Source organism: Streptomyces sp. WAC05374 (assembly GCF_004353505.1).
Classification (GTDB): Bacteria; Actinomycetota; Actinomycetes; order Streptomycetales; family Streptomycetaceae; genus Streptomyces.
On the sequence record NZ_SMNQ01000005.1, the window covers coordinates 206,315 to 220,381 of the forward strand.

The 14,067-nt window shown below is 73.1% G+C and carries 13 protein-coding genes and 1 pseudogene; 2 read left to right on the forward strand and 12 right to left on the reverse strand.

The window, feature by feature from the left end:
- Positions 1 to 15: 15 nt before the first annotated feature.
- Together E2B92_RS13395 and E2B92_RS13400 are read right to left on the reverse strand one after the other, a co-directional pair.
- Complete coding sequence (locus tag E2B92_RS13395; RefSeq protein ID WP_126885658.1) at positions 16 to 738, reverse strand: hypothetical protein; 723 nt, start codon at positions 736 to 738, stop codon at positions 16 to 18.
- Between the two features lie 122 nt (positions 739 to 860).
- Positions 861 to 1,682 carry a helix-turn-helix transcriptional regulator gene (locus E2B92_RS13400; protein WP_126885687.1) on the reverse strand — a complete coding sequence of 274 codons (822 nt, stop codon included), beginning with the start codon at positions 1,680 to 1,682 and terminating at the stop codon, positions 861 to 863.
- A gap of 161 nt (positions 1,683 to 1,843) precedes the next feature.
- On the opposite strand from E2B92_RS13400, the gene E2B92_RS13405 reads away from it, so the two are divergent.
- Complete coding sequence (locus tag E2B92_RS13405; RefSeq protein WP_126885657.1) at positions 1,844 to 3,256, forward strand: MFS transporter; 1,413 nt, start codon at positions 1,844 to 1,846, stop codon at positions 3,254 to 3,256.
- A 16-nt stretch (positions 3,257 to 3,272) separates the two neighbouring features.
- On the opposite strand, the gene E2B92_RS13410 is transcribed toward E2B92_RS13405, so the two are convergent.
- The 5 genes from E2B92_RS13410 to E2B92_RS13430 all read right to left on the reverse strand — a co-directional run bounded on the left by E2B92_RS13410 (position 3,273) and on the right by E2B92_RS13430 (position 7,637).
- Positions 3,273 to 3,626 (reverse strand): MmcQ/YjbR family DNA-binding protein, encoded by a 354-nt coding sequence (locus E2B92_RS13410; RefSeq protein WP_126885656.1) that lies wholly within the window; start codon positions 3,624 to 3,626, stop codon positions 3,273 to 3,275.
- Entirely contained in the window at positions 3,623 to 4,894 is a 1,272-nt protein-coding gene (locus tag E2B92_RS13415) for a hemolysin family protein (protein WP_126885655.1), read from the reverse strand. Before E2B92_RS13415 ends, E2B92_RS13410 begins: the two co-directional genes overlap by 4 nt.
- Complete coding sequence (ybeY, locus tag E2B92_RS13420; RefSeq protein WP_126885654.1) at positions 4,891 to 5,388, reverse strand: rRNA maturation RNase YbeY; 498 nt, start codon at positions 5,386 to 5,388, stop codon at positions 4,891 to 4,893. Before ybeY ends, E2B92_RS13415 begins: the two co-directional genes overlap by 4 nt.
- 14 nt (positions 5,389 to 5,402) lie before the next feature.
- The gene (locus tag E2B92_RS13425) at positions 5,403 to 6,398 is read right to left on the reverse strand and encodes a PhoH family protein (protein ID WP_126885653.1); all 996 of its coding nucleotides are present in this window, start codon (positions 6,396 to 6,398) and stop codon (positions 5,403 to 5,405) included.
- Between the two features lie 120 nt (positions 6,399 to 6,518).
- Positions 6,519 to 7,637, reverse strand: coding sequence for a carbohydrate kinase family protein (locus tag E2B92_RS13430; protein ID WP_133087530.1), 1,119 nt, complete (start codon positions 7,635 to 7,637; stop codon positions 6,519 to 6,521).
- 266 nt (positions 7,638 to 7,903) lie between these two features.
- On the opposite strand from E2B92_RS13430, the pseudogene E2B92_RS13435 reads away from it, so the two are divergent.
- Positions 7,904 to 9,264, forward strand: a pseudogene (locus E2B92_RS13435) (MFS transporter); the annotation flags it as partial.
- Here the strand turns inward: E2B92_RS13435 and E2B92_RS13440 are convergent.
- From E2B92_RS13440 to E2B92_RS13460, 5 genes are read right to left on the reverse strand one after another with little or no spacing between them, the layout of a single operon-like run.
- Positions 9,231 to 10,235 carry an adenosine deaminase gene (locus E2B92_RS13440; RefSeq protein ID WP_126889161.1) on the reverse strand — a complete coding sequence of 335 codons (1,005 nt, stop codon included), beginning with the start codon at positions 10,233 to 10,235 and terminating at the stop codon, positions 9,231 to 9,233. The pseudogene E2B92_RS13435 and the gene E2B92_RS13440 overlap by 34 nt on opposite strands.
- Before the next feature lie 27 nt (positions 10,236 to 10,262).
- Positions 10,263 to 11,171 (reverse strand): ribonuclease Z, encoded by a 909-nt coding sequence (locus tag E2B92_RS13445; RefSeq protein ID WP_126889162.1) that lies wholly within the window; start codon positions 11,169 to 11,171, stop codon positions 10,263 to 10,265.
- 10 nt (positions 11,172 to 11,181) lie between these two features.
- The gene (locus tag E2B92_RS13450) at positions 11,182 to 11,538 is read right to left on the reverse strand and encodes a histidine triad nucleotide-binding protein (protein WP_126889163.1); all 357 of its coding nucleotides are present in this window, start codon (positions 11,536 to 11,538) and stop codon (positions 11,182 to 11,184) included.
- A 40-nt stretch (positions 11,539 to 11,578) separates the two neighbouring features.
- On the reverse strand, positions 11,579 to 12,700 hold the full coding sequence (locus tag E2B92_RS13455; RefSeq protein WP_126889164.1) for a tetratricopeptide repeat protein: 1,122 nt from the start codon (positions 12,698 to 12,700) through the stop codon (positions 11,579 to 11,581).
- Entirely contained in the window at positions 12,697 to 14,049 is a 1,353-nt protein-coding gene (locus tag E2B92_RS13460) for an ATP-binding protein (RefSeq protein WP_133087531.1), read from the reverse strand. The genes E2B92_RS13455 and E2B92_RS13460 overlap by 4 nt, the downstream gene beginning before the upstream one ends.
- Positions 14,050 to 14,067: the final 18 nt, after the last annotated feature.

Here is a 14,067-nt window from a genome sequence, read left to right on the forward strand (position 1 = left end):
AGTCCGCGATCAGTGTCAGCCCTGGGCGGCCTTGACGAACTTGTCGCCGCCGCGCTTGGCGAGGTCGTCGAACGCCTTGTGGCCCTCACCGTTCATCGGGACGTACGCGAGCCGCATGACGCCGGTGCTCTGCTGGGCGATGAGCACGTCGGACTCGATCTTCATCTTGAGCTCGGGGATCTCCATGGTCAGGCGGACGCCCGTGGACGACTCGCCGGCCTTGACGGTGGGCAGCGGGGCGGCCTTGACCGGAACGGGCTGGCCGTCCTGGACCATGGTGAAGGTGGCGCAGGCGGCCGCGGCGGTCTCGACGCTCTTGACGAAGTCGGCGGCGCCGGTGCCCGGCATGGTGAAGATCTGCTGCGCGAGCAGGCTCGCGCCGTCAGCGCTGGCGAACTCCTGGTTGCCGCCCATGGTCGCGCCGTCGATCTTGTCGGACATGAGCTGGGCGAGCGGCTGGCACTCGGGCTTCTCGGCCTTGGCCTGGTCGTCCGTGCTGGGGGCGGACTCCGCCTTCCAGCCGGCCGGCAGGTCCTTGGCCTCCAGGACGCCCGCCTTCATCTGGGCAGCCGTCAGCGGGGTGGCCGCGGGCTTCTCGGCCGGCTGCTCGGCGGCCTTGTCCTTGCCCTTGTCCGCCTTGTCGCCGCCCTTGTCGGACGAGCCACCGCACGCGGCGGTGAAGGTGAGCGCGGAAACGGTGAGCGCGACGGCGACGCCGCGACGGATGCGAGTACGCATGGAGGTGTGTTCTCCCCTAGAAGTGAATGTTCCCGGGGAGCTGTGGTTCCCCCCTCCCCGCCGAAGATCGGCCGCGCTGAGGATATACACGGGCAGATCACAGGATGGGCACAGAAGTGTCCTCAGCCCGCGACGGGGTACATCGCCCCGCGCCGCCCCTCGGGGCTCGCCAGCCACTCCAGTTTCGCCGCCGTGTCCGCCTCGGGGAGCGGGGTGTGCAGCACGATCGTGAGGTCGGGCCGGGCCGGGACGCGCAACTGGGTGGACTCCACGTGGAGCGTGCCGACCACGGGGTGCTCCAGCTCCTTGTGCACCTGGCCCGCGGGGGCGATGTCGCGGCGCTCCCACAGCTCGGCGAACTCCGCGCTGGCGGCCTTCGCCTCCTCCACCACCGTGCGGAAGCCCTCGTCGTCCGGGCACTCGGAGCAGGCGGCCCTGAACTGGGCGACGAGCTGCGGGGCGTTGCGGGCCCAGCTCTTGGACCGCGACCGGTACAGGGGGTCGGTGAAGAACGCGATGACGCCGTTCTGCGGCATGTCCTGGCGCATGCCGAGCACGCTCGCCGCCGAGTCGTTGTACATGACGGTGTTGCAGTACTGGTCCATGATGTGCGCCGGGTACGGCATCCACGCGTCGATCAGCCGCCGCAGCCCCGCGCACATGTCCCGCTGCTCCGGATCGACCTCGGGCGGCGGCGGGTTGAGCCCGGCCAGCACATAGAGGTGGCGGCGTTCGGCGGGGCGCAGGCGGAGCACGCGGGCCACCGCGTCGAGCACCTGGGGCGAGACGGTGATGTCCCGGCCCTGCTCCAGCCACTGGTACCAGGAGACCCCGACGCCCGCGAGGACGGCGACCTCCTCGCGCCGCAGGCCGGGCGTGCGGCGCCGTGCCCCGCCGTCGGGGAGTCCCGCCTCGGCGGGCGTGACGCGGGCCCGACGGCTCATCAGGAACGCGCGCAGCTCCGCGAGCCGGTGGGCCTTGATACTCGCGCCTTCGGTTTCCGTCGTCACGCCGTCCTCCCCCTGTCGCCGCCCTGCCTGGTGGTGCGGCCAACAGGATAAGTTCCCGCTCCCCGTGGCCGCTTCGGCGGACGGACGGTGGGGGCATGACCATCGACACTTCCGAGCGGGGCCGTTCCACGGCGCCCGCGCCCTCGGCAAAGGCGCGGCTCACCGGCCGCGCCGGACTGATTCTGTTCGTGCTGTGCGCCGCCCAGTTCATGGTGGCGCTGGACTTCTCCGTGCTGAACGTGGCGCTGCCCGTGCTGGGCAGGGACCTGGGGCTCGGCCCGTCCGCGCTCCAGTGGGCGGTGACCGCGTTCGCGCTGCCGTCGGGCGGCTTCCTGCTGCTGTTCGGGCGGATCGCCGACCTGTACGGGCGGCGCAGGCTGTTCGTTGCGGGGCTGGCGGTGTTCGGCGCGGCCTCGCTGCTGGCGACGTTCGCGTGGGACCCGGCGTCGTTCCTGACCGGGCGGGCGCTCCAGGGGCTGGGGGCGGCGGTGATCGTGCCGACGGGGATGTCGCTGCTGACGACCACCTTCCCGGAGGGGCCGCTGCGGGACCGGGCGCTCGCCATCAGCGGCACGCTGCTGTCGCTGGGCTTCACCGTCGGCATGGTGCTGGGCGGGGTGATGACCGACACGCTGGGCTGGCGCTCGACGATGGGGCTGCTGGCCGTGTTCTCGCTGATCGTGCTGCCGCTGGCGCCGGGGCTGCTGCCGGAGTCCCGTACGCCCGAGCGGCCGCGCCTGGACGTGCCGGGCGCGGTCACGGTCACCGGCGGGCTGCTGGCGCTGATCTACGCCCTGTCGACGGCGGCCGAGCGGGGCTTCGGCGGCACGGACGTGCGGGTGAGTCTGGTCGCCGGAGTGGTGCTGCTGGTGGTGTTCGGGATCGTCGAGTCCCGGCACGACGCCCCGCTGGTGTCGCTGCCGATGCTGCGGCGGCGGACGGTGGCGTTCGGCAACCTCGGCGGGCTGGTCACCTTCTCGATGATGAGCGTCGTCGTCTTCGTCCTCACGCTGTACCTCCAGGAGACGCTGGGTCTCTCGGCGTTCCTGACGGGTCTGGTCTTCGGCGTGCAGGGGGCGCTGTCGGCGGCGGCCGGGGCGCTGGCGCCGAGGGTGATCGGCCGGTTCGGGGCCCGCCGGGCGCTGGTCGGCTCGCTGGCGGGCCAGGGCCTGTTCGTGGCGCTGCTGCTGGGGATCGGCCGGGACGGGGGCGCCCTGCTGGCGACGGTGGGTGTCTCGCTGGCGAGCGTGTGCCACCTGGGCGCGATCATCTCGTACGGGCTGACGGCGACGTCCGGCGTCCGCGACGAGGAGCAGGGGCTGGCCACGGGCCTGGTCACCACGACCCAGCAGGTCGGCCTCACGCTCGGCATCCCGCTCCTGGGCGTCCTCGCCACGACCCGCGGCGACCTCTTCGACGGCGTCCGCACGGTCCTCGCCGTCGACGCGGCGCTGGTCCTGGCCACGGCGCTCCTGCTGGCCCTGGGCCTGCGCCGGCGCCGCGCCTGACGCCGGAGGACACCCCCTAGGGCCGGTCCAGGCGGAGGCGGACGGCCTTGGGGAGGCCCGCGACGACCAGGTCGTAGGAGTCCTCGATCAGTTCGCGGACCAGGCGGTCGGGGAGTTCCGGCACCGTCACCGTGTTCCAGTGGCGCTTGTTCATGTGCCGGCCGGGGACGATCGCCGGGTGCTCGGCGCGCAGCCGGAGCGCGATCTCGGGGTCGCACTTGAGGTTGACGGTGAGCGGCCGGGCGTCCAGGGCGGACAGGGCGAACATCCTGCCCTCGACCTTGAAGACGGACGTGTCGGGGCCGAAGGGGAAGTCCTCCACCGCGTCGTTGAAGGCGAGGCAGAAGCGCCGGAGCTGGTCCGGGGTCATGCGACGGGCTCCGCGACCACCGTGACAATCTTGTTGCGGCGGCCGGCCGGGGACTCGGCCGTCAGCCGCAGGGCCCGCCCGTCGGGCAGGTCGACCACGGCGGAGGCGCCCGCGATGGGGACGCGGCCGAGGGCCTTGGCGAGCAGGCCGCCGACCGTCTCCACGTCCTCGTCGTCGTACTCGTCCAGGCCGAACAGCTCGCCCAGGTCGCCGATGTCGAGCCGGGCGGTCACCCGGAAGCGTCCCTCACCGAGCTCCTCGACGGGCGGCAGCTCCCGGTCGTACTCGTCGGTGATCTCGCCGACGATCTCCTCCAGGATGTCCTCGATGGTGACGATCCCGGCCGTGCCGCCGTACTCGTCGATGACGACGGCGCAGTGGTTGCGCTCCTTCTGCATCTCCCGCAGCAGGTCGCCGGCGTTCTTGGTGTCGGGGACGAAGGCCGCGGGCCGCATGACGGTGGACAGCAGGTCGTTCTCGGCGTCCCGGTTGATGTGGGTGCGGCGGACGAGGTCCTTCAGGTAGACGATGCCGACGACGTCGTCCTCGTTGTCCCCCGTCACCGGGATGCGGGAGAAGCCGGAGCGCAGCGCCAGGGTCAGGGCCTGGCGGATGGTCTTGTACCGCTCGATGGAGACGAGGTCGGTGCGCGGGACCATCACCTCCCGCACGAGCGTGTCGCCGAGCTCGAAGACGGAGTGGACCATGCGCCGCTCGTCGTCCTCGATCAGCGACTCCTGCTCGGCGAGGTCCACCATGGCCCGCAGCTCGGCCTCGGAGGCGAAGGGGCCCTTGCGGAAGCCCTTGCCGGGCGTGAGCGCGTTGCCGATGAGGATCAGGAGCTGCGGCACCGGGCCCATCACACGGGCCAGCGGCAGGAGCACGTACGCGGCGGCGGTCGCGGTGTTCAGCGGGTGCTGGCGGCCGATGGTGCGGGGCGAGACGCCGACGGCGACGTACGACACCAGCACCATCACGCCTATCGCGACCAGCAGCGCGGCCCACGTCTCCGCGAACTCGTTCAGGCAGGCGTACGTGACCATCACGCCGGCCGCCATCTCGCACGCCACCCGGATGAGCAGGGCCAGGTTCAGGTACCGGGTGGGGTCGGAGGCGACCTGGACCAGCTTGTCGGCGCCGCGCCGGCCCACCCGTACCGCCTCGGCGGCGCGGAAGCCGGAGACCCGTGCCAGGCCCGCTTCCGCGCACGCCGCCAGCCACGCGACCACGACCAGCGCGACCGCGCCGAGGATGAGCTGGGCGGTCATGAGACGGTCGGCGCCGGGGAGGGACCCGTCAGGCCCTTCTCCGCCCGCCAGCCGTCGACGATCGCCGCCTGGAGCCCGAACATCTCGGCCTTCTCGTCCGGCTCCTCATGGTCGTACCCGAGCAGGTGCAGCACCCCGTGGACGGTGAGGAGCTGGAGCTCCTCGTCCATGGAGTGCTGCGTCGGGGCGTCCTGGCCCTGCTTGGCGGCGACTTCCGGGCACAGCACGATGTCGCCGAGGAGGCCCTGCGGGGGCTCCTCGTCGTCCTTGGCCGGCGGGCGCAGCTCGTCCATCGGGAAGGACATGACGTCCGTGGGCCCCGGCAGGTCCATCCACTGGATGTGGAGCTGCTCCATCGCCTCCGCGTCCACCACGATCACCGACAGCTCGGAGAGGGGGTGGATACGCATGCGCGCGAGCGCGTACCGGGCGACGTCGAGGATCGCCTGCTCGTCGACCTCGGTGCCGGACTCGTTGTTGACGTCGATCGACATGGTGCTCGTGTGCTCTACTTCCCGTTTTGGCTGTCGAACTTCTCGTACGCGTCGACGATACGGCCGACGAGCTTGTGCCGTACGACGTCGTTCGACGTGAGCATCGAGAAGTGGACGTCCTCGACGCCGTCCAGGATCTCCCGGACCTGGCGCAGGCCGCTCTTGGTGCCGCCCGGCAGGTCGATCTGGGTGATGTCACCGGTGATGACGATCTTGGAGTCGAAGCCGAGCCGGGTGAGGAACATCTTCATCTGCTCGGGGTTCGTGTTCTGCGCCTCGTCGAGGATGATGAACGCGTCGTTCAGCGTCCGGCCGCGCATGTACGCCAGCGGCGCGACCTCGATCGTGCCCGCCGCCATCAGGCGCGGGATCGAGTCGGGGTCGAGCATGTCGTGCAGCGCGTCGTACAGCGGCCGCAGGTACGGGTCGATCTTCTCGTAGAGCGTGCCGGGCAGGAAGCCGAGCCGCTCGCCCGCCTCGACGGCCGGCCGGGTCAGGATGATCCGGGTGACCTGCTTGGACTGGAGGGCCTGGACCGCCTTGGCCATGGCGAGGTACGTCTTGCCGGTACCGGCGGGGCCGATGCCGAACACGACCGTGTGCTTGTCGATCGCGTCGACGTACCGCTTCTGGTTGAGCGTCTTGGGGCGGATGGTCCGGCCGCGGCTGGACAGGATGTTCTGGGTGAGGACTTCGGACGGGGTCTCCACGGCCCTGCCGCCCGTCTCTTCCTTGAGCATCGCGATGGACCGCTCCACTGCGTCCTCCGTCATCGGCTGTCCGGTGCGGAGCACCAGCATCATCTCGTCGAACAGGCGCTGGATCAGGGCGACTTCCGTCGCGTCCCCGACCGCGCTGATCTCATTGCCGCGCACATGGATGTCCGCTGCCGGGAACGCCTCTTCGATCACGCGCAGCAGGGCGTCACCCGAGCCGAGCACGGTCACCATCGGGTGCTTCGCCGGGACCGTGAAATGGGCTCGTACCTGGTCTGTGGGTGTCTGCGTCATGGGCCGGCTCTCAGGCCTGCACATACCTCCGTTGCAGGGTTCTCGCTGCTCGACAACCTCTGGCCTTCCAGCCTACGTCGTGCCACGGACAACCCCGAAGGCTTTTCTCCCCACCGGCCCTTACGCCGACCGGCCGAACCCGATCGTGGGAACGGCCCGCCGCAGCGGCCAGGGCCTGATGGGGGCGGGCAGCAGCGACTCCAGGAACGCGTACCGGCGCAGGCCCTCCGGGTCCTGGCCGGAGCACCCCTGGACGTGGTTCCACCAGGCGGCGACCTCCACCCACCCCGGCGCGGACAGCGAACCGCCGAACTCCTGCACCGACAGGGCGGCGGTCAGCCCGGCGAAGGCGAGCCGGTCGGCGAGCGGCCAGCCGGCGAGGGTGCCGGTGACGAACCCGGCGACGAAGACGTCCCCGGCGCCGGTCGGGTCGAGGGCGGCGACCTCGATGGCCGGGACCTCGGCGGTCTCGCCGGTCGCGCCGTCCACCGCGTAGGCGCCGTCCGAGCCGAGCGTGACGACGGCGAGCGGCACCTTGTCGGCGAGCGCGCGGGCGGCGGCGCGGGGGCAGGAGGTGCGGGTGTAGCGCATCGCCTCCTCGGCGTTGGGCAGGAAGGCCTCGCAGTGGTCCAGGTCCGGCAGGGCGGCCAGCTCCCAGCGGCCGGTCTCGTCCCAGCCCACGTCGGCGAAGATGCGGGTGGACCGGCGGGCCGCGTCGCCGACCCACTCCTCGGGGCGGCCGGGCGCCAGGGAGGCGACGGCGGCACGCGCGCGTGGCGGGTGGGCGGGCAGGGAGCCGTCCGGGGGCGGGGCCTCGTGGCCGTGGGAGACCATGGTGCGCTCGCCCTCGTACGCCATCGAGACGGTCACCGGCGAGTGCCAGCCGGGCACGGTGCGCGACCGGGACAGGTCGATGCCCTCGCCCTGCTCCAGGGCGTCCCAGCAGTACTCGCCGTAGTGGTCGTCGCCGAAGGCCGCCGCCAGGGAGGTGCGCAGTCCGAGCCGGGCCAGGGCGGTGGCCATGTTGGCGACGCCGCCGGGGCTGGAGCCCATGCCGCGCGCCCACGTCTCGGTGCCGCGCACGGGGGCGCTGTCCAGGCCGGTGAAGATGATGTCGAGGAAGACCGTGCCGGTCAGGAACACGTCGTACTCGGGGTCGGCGGGTGTGCGCAGGGCGTCCAACGGGTCGATTCCGGCCGTGTGTTGCCGCTGCTGCTGGTCTCCTCGGGATGTGGTCACGGCGGGCTCCCCGGTCGCGGTACGGATCAGGACAGTGTGCCCGATTCCCGCCCTCCGCGAAGGGCGTCGAGGCGACGGAAACACGTCCGCCTACCCTTGCTCACCGCCCGCAAACGCACTGTGACCCAGATAACAGGCCAGGAGGGGGTTCTCGCCTTCTCGGGCGACCGGCCCGCTTGATACAAATTGGCCCGCGTTCCCGTGCACGTTCCCGTACGACACCGGGCGCTCCACCCCTCCCCCCTTCTCCCCGCTCGGGAACGCCCATGCCCTCGCGCCAGCGCGCCCTGTGGCCGCTCGTCGCCGTGTTCACGGCCGGTTACCTCGCCGCGTACCTCCTGCCGACCGTCGTCGGCCGCCTCTCCGCCGGTCTCGGACTGACCCCCTCGGGGGCCGGTCTGGTCGGCTCCGGCCTGCTGCTCGGCTCCGCCGCCGCGGGCTTCACGCTCGCCTCGCGCGTGGAGCGGTACGGGCCCCGCAGGCTGGCCCGGGCGGGCCTCCTGCTGGCCGTCTCGGGCTACGGCTGCGCGGCCCTGGCCACGGCCGTCCCGCTGGTCGTGGCGGGCGCGGTGACCGGCGGCATCGGCTCCGGGACGGCGACGGCCGTGGCGGCGGCGGGGATCGCCGGGCAGCGCGATCCGCACCGCGCCTCGACGATGGGCCTGCTGTCGGTGTCGGCCACGGCGGGCGCCCTGTATTTGACGCTGCCGCACCTGGGCGGCGGACACCTGCTGCCGTTCGCCTCGCTCGCGGTGGTCGCCGCGGCCGTGTGGCCGGCGACGGGCCGGCTGGAGACCGGCCACGACACCGGCGCGGCCCGGGAGGCGGGCGCGCCGCTGCCGCGGCTGCGCGCGGGCCTGGTGCTGGCGGGCGCGATGGTGTGCTGGTCCATGGCGCAGAACGCCCTGTGGGGCGTCAGCGGCCGGATCGGGCTCACGCAGGCGGGGCTGAGCGAGGTGGCCGTCGGCGCGGTGTTCGCGGCGGCTCTGGGCGCCGGGCTGCTGGGCGTCACGGCGGCCGGCGCGCTGGGCGCCCGGCTCGGGCGGGCGGTGCCCATCGGCCTCGGGACGGTGGTGATCGCAAGCTGCATCGTGCTGACCTCCGCCGCCGGGGGCCTGGCGTCCTTCGCGGCCGGCGAGATCCTGTGGAACGCCTGCTACCCGGTGGTCCTGTCGTACCTGATCGGCCTGGCGGCCTCGCTGGACCCGCGCGGCCGCTGGGCGGTGCTGGCCGGCTCGGCGTCCTCGCTGGGCGTGGCGTGCGGCCCGGTCACCGGCAGCGTCCTGTCGGACCTGGCCGGCTACCCGGGCATGGGCCTGGTGCTGGGCGCCCTCCTGCTGCTGCTCGCCGTCCCGCTGACCGCCGTGGCCCTGCACACCTCGGGCCGCCCGCTCGTGCCGGGTGCCGTCCGGCGCCGCGGCGGCGCCCCGGCCGCCGTCGTCGCGGGCACCACGGGCGCGGCGGCGGGCCTGGCCGCCCCGCAGATCGGCGCGCCGGAGCAGCCGGTCACCGAGTTCCCCGTCCGCTCCGTGGCCCCGCTGCTGGTCCGCCGCCGCGCCTACCGCCCGGCCGGCCCCCGCTGACCGGGGCCGGTCAGTCGAACGCGTACGCCTCGACCTCGGCGAGGCAGCGGGAGCGCCGCTCCTCGTCGTCGTCCAGGAAGGACGCCAGGAACGAGTTGCGGGCCAGCTCGCGCAGCCGCTCCTCGCCGAGGCCCAGTGCCTCGTGGACCGCGTGGAAGGTGTCGCCGACGTACCCGCCGAAGTAGGCCGGGTCGTCGGAGTTCACCGTCACCAGCAGGCCCGCCGCCATCATCGCGGGCAGCGGGTGGTCCTCCAGGACGTCGATGGCGCGCAGGCGGACGTTCGACAGCGGGCACAGCGTCAGCGGCACCCGCTCCCGCGCCAGCCGCTCCATCAGCTCCGCGTCCTCCACCGCCCGCAGCCCGTGGTCGATCCGCTCGACGCCCAGGACGTCCAGGGCCTCGCGGATGTACGCGGGCGGGCCCTCCTCACCGGCGTGGGCGACCTTCCGCAGGCCGAGCGCCCCGGCCGCCTCGTACACCTCGGCGAACTTCGACGGCGGGTGGCCCACCTCCGCCGAGTCCAGGCCGACGCCCGTGATGTGCCGCAGGTACGGTTCCGCGGCCCGCAGCGTCTCCATCGCCGACTCGGCCGACCGGTCGCGCAGGAAGCACATGATGAGCCGGGTGGAGATGCCGTGCCGTTCCTCGGCGCGGTCCAGCGCCCGGGCCAGCCCCTCGACGACCGTGCCGAACGGGACACCGCGCTCGGTGTGCGCCTGCGGGTCGAAGAAGATCTCGGCGTGCCGCACGCCCTGTCGCGCGGCCCGCTCCAGGTACGCGTCGGCGAGGTCCGTGAAGTCGTCGGCCGTGTGCAGCACGGCCATCAGCCCGTAGTACAGGTCCAGGAACGACTGGAGGTCGCTGAAGAGGTACGCCTTGCGCAGCTCCTCCGTGTCGGCGTACGGCAGCTCGACCCCGTTGCGCGCGGCGAGCGCGAAGGCGAGCTCGGGTTCGAGGGTGCCCTCGATGTGGAGGTGCAGTTCCGCCTTGGGGAGCGCTTCGGGGAGGTGCATGGGAGGGGCCTTACTGACGTGGTGGCCTTATGGGTGGCGTTTGGGGAGCGGGACGCGGATCAGGTCCTGGGCGACGGTCAGCTCACCGTCGAAACCGGCCGCCCGCGCCTGCTGTTCGAACAGGTCGGGGTCGCCGTAGCGCTGCGAGAAGTGGGTGAGGACGAGGTGGCGCACGCCCGCCTCGCGGGCCACCAGGGCCGCCTGTCCGGCCGTCAGGTGGCCGTGGTCCTCGGCGAGCGTGACGTCCTCGTCGAGGAACGTCGACTCGATGACCAGCATGTCGCAGCCCTCGGCGAGCGCGTGGACACCGTCGCACAGGCGGGTGTCCATGACGAACGCGAACCGCTGTCCGCGCCGGACCTCGCTGACGTCCTCCAGGCGGACCCCGCCCAGCACGCCCTCGCGCTGGATGCGGCCGACGTCGGGGCCCTTGATGCCGTGCGCGGCGAGCCGCTCCGGAAGCATGCGGCGCCCGTCGGGCTCGGTCAGCCGGTAGCCGAACGACTCGACCGGGTGCGACAGCCTGATGGCGTCGAGCGTGTAGGCGCGGGTCCGGGCGATCACCCCGTCGTCGGCGACCGGGGCCTGCTCCAGCTCCACCGTCTCGCGGTAGGCCGTCGCGTACCGCAGCCGGTCGAAGAAGCGCTGCCCGCTCGCCGGGTAGTGCGCGGTGACCGGGTGCGGCACCTGGTCCAGGTTGATGCGCTGGATCACCCCGGCGAGGCCGAGCGAGTGGTCGCCGTGGAAGTGGGTGACGCAGATGCGGTCGATGTCGTGCGCGGCGACCCCGGCGCGCAGCATCTGGCGCTGGGTTCCCTCGCCCGGGTCGAAGAGGATGCCCTCGCCGTCCCAGCGCAGCAGGTAGCCGTTGTGGTTGCGGTGTCGGGTGGGCACCTGGCTGGCGGTGCCCAGCACGACGAGTTCACGTACGGACATGGGGCGCTGACTACCCGGGGGGCCAGTTCAGGCCACGGCCGGCGAGCACGTGGGCGTGCGCGTGCCACACGGTCTGCCCGGCCCCGGTGCCGGTGTTGAAGACGATGCGGTACCCCTTGTCCCCGCCCTCCTGGAGCGCGACCTCTCCGGCCTCGCGCAGGACGTCCGCGGCCAGCTCGGGTGCCGCGGCGGCCAGCGACGCGGCGTCCGGGTGGTGCGCCTTGGGGATGACCAGGACGTGCGTGGGCGCCTGCGGGTTGATGTCGCGGAAGGCGACGGTCGTCTCCGTCTCACGGACGATCGTGGCCGGGACCTCCCCCGCCACGATCTTGCAGAACAGACAGTCGCTCTGCGGCTCTCCGGCCATGTCCTGGTCCTTTCTGTCTCCGTCGTCGTACGAGGGCACTCTATCGGCGGCCGGGCGCGCGCCTCTTGAGCGCGGACCTGCTGACCCAGTACGTGATGACCACGGCCCAGAACAGCGGCCCGCCGAACCCGGCGACGACGCCCCCGTCCAGTGTGGGCAGCGCGAGCGTGGCCAGCGAGTGCAGGCCGAGCAGCCCGACCGCGCCCGCCATCCACAGCACGGGCGGGCACGTGCGGGAGATCAGCAGCATGGGGCGCCGCAGCCGAGGGGGCACGCGCCGCCCCATCCACAGCACCCAGCCGCCCCACAGCGCCAGGAACGCGGCGACGCCGACGACCTCGGCGACCACCGGGCCCGTCCCGGTGCCTCCGCCGCGCAACTGCGCCGAGCCGATGCCGGCGGCCATGAACCCGCCCAGGGCCACCCAGCGGGCGCCCGCCGCCGTCCCCCAGGCCATCGTCTCCAGGTTGAAGCGGGCCTCGCGGTCGTCCAGGTCCAGCGCGGCGGAGTCGACGAACCCCTCGGCGGCCCGGGTCCACGCCCCGCGCGTGAACCAGCGGCGGCGCAGGTGCAGCAGGGAGAGGTTGTTGTGCGCCTCGCTGCTCTGCGGGTTGAGGCGGAGCGCGTTCTCATAGGCCCTCTCGGCCGTGCGGTAGTCCTTGAGCCGGTACGCCGTCAGGCCGAGCAGGAAGTGGGTGGCGTCCTCCTCGGGGCCCAGCTCGACCGAGCGCAGGGCGAGCGCGTACGCCTCACCGCGCCGTGCCGGGGCGTCGGAGCGGGCGAGGATCGTGCCGAGCACGTGGTAGCCGCTCCAGTGGTGCGGTACGAGGGCGAGGCCGCGGCGGGCGGCGTCCTCGGCGGCGGCCCACTGGGGCCCGCCCGCCGGCCCGTGGGCCAGCAGGTCGGCGCGGAGGAACCACGCCGACGGCAGCCCCGGGTCGGCGCGCAGCGCCTCGTCGGCCAGGCGCAGCGCCTCCGCGCGGTCGCCGAGGTGCCTGCGGCAGCGGGCCAGCAGGGCGAGCGCCGGGGCGTCGTCCGGGTGCTGGGCGAGGTGGCGCGCGGTGAGGGCGGCGGCCTGCTCGTAGCGCTCCAGGTCGTACAGCGCCTCGGCCCGTCGCAGCGTCGCCGGCTCCGACGCGGGCGGGGTGGACGGGGTGGTCACAGTTTGCGCTTCCTCTTCAGGTACGCGAGGAGGTCGTCGTACATGCCGCCGTCGTTGGCGAACGTCGCCACGTTGCGGGCGGCGGAGAACCAGGGCTCGGTGGACGGCCGGATCTGCTTGGCCGCGCCCATCAGGTCCTTCATCGTGATCATCCGTACGGTGCCGGTGCGGGCCGAGTCCAGCAGGGCCGCCTCGGCCGCGCTCTCGCAGACGTGGGCGAGGTCGGCGCCGGAGAAGTCCTCGGTGGCCCTGACCAGTTTGCCGAGGTCCACCGCTTCGATGGGGCGGTCGCGCAGGTGGTAGCGGAGGATCGCGTCCCGCGCGGCGGCGTCCGGCGGCAGCACCAGGAGGGTGCGGTCGAGGCGGCCGGGGCGGCGCAGCGCGATGTCGACGTCCCAGGGGACGTTGGTGGCGGCGAGGACGAACACGCCCTCGTTGCTGTCGGCGGCGATGCCGTCCAGCTCGGTCAGAAGCTGGTTGACGACGTTGCGCAGCCCGCTGTGGTGGCTGCGGCTGCGCTTGGCGCCCAGCGCGTCCAGCTCGTCGAGGAAGACCACGCAGGGGGCCTGGGCGCGGGCCGTCTCGAAGATGTCGTGGACGTTCTTCTCGGAGGCGCCGATGTACATGTCGAGGATGTCGCTGAGCGAGACCGACAGGAAGCTCGCGCCCAGCTCACCGGCGACCGCGCGGGCGATGAACGTCTTGCCGCAGCCGGGCGGCCCGTACAGCAGGAGGCCGCCGCGCAGGCTCTTGCCGTACAGCCTGCGCAGCTCGGGGTTGCGCATCGGGGCCAGGAACGCGGCCTCCAGCCGGTCCTTGACCTCCTGCATGCCACCGACGTCCGCGAGCCGTACGGCGCCGGGCACGTCGACGTCCCAGGCGTCGGCACCGCCCGGGTCGTCGCCGTGGCCGTCGACGGTGAGCGGCGCCTCGGTGCCGTCGACGAAGCGGGGCGGCACGATGTCGCCCACTTCCTGCTCGGCGGCGGCCCAGTCGAAGTCCGCCGGGGACGGCGGGGTGTGCGGGGGTTGCGCGGCTTGGGGGGTGTGCGGTGGCTGCGGGGGCTGTGGGGTGTGCGGGGCCTGTGGCGGCTGCGGGGGCTGTGGTGCTTGCGGTGCCGGGGGCGTGGGGCGGGGTGCTTCGGGGAGCCCCATGGCGCGCGTCATCAGCGCGCGGGCGTCCGCGTCGCCGGGGGCGTGCTGGAGCGCGACGGCCGCCTCGGTCACGGCGTCGTCGTCGCGCCCCGCCTGGAGCAGGAGTTCGGCGAGGTGCAGCCGGAGGGGGACGTCGTCGGGCGCGGCGGCGACGGCGGCGCGCAGGCTGCGCAGGAGAGGAGACTCGTCGGACATGCCGCCACCCTACGAATC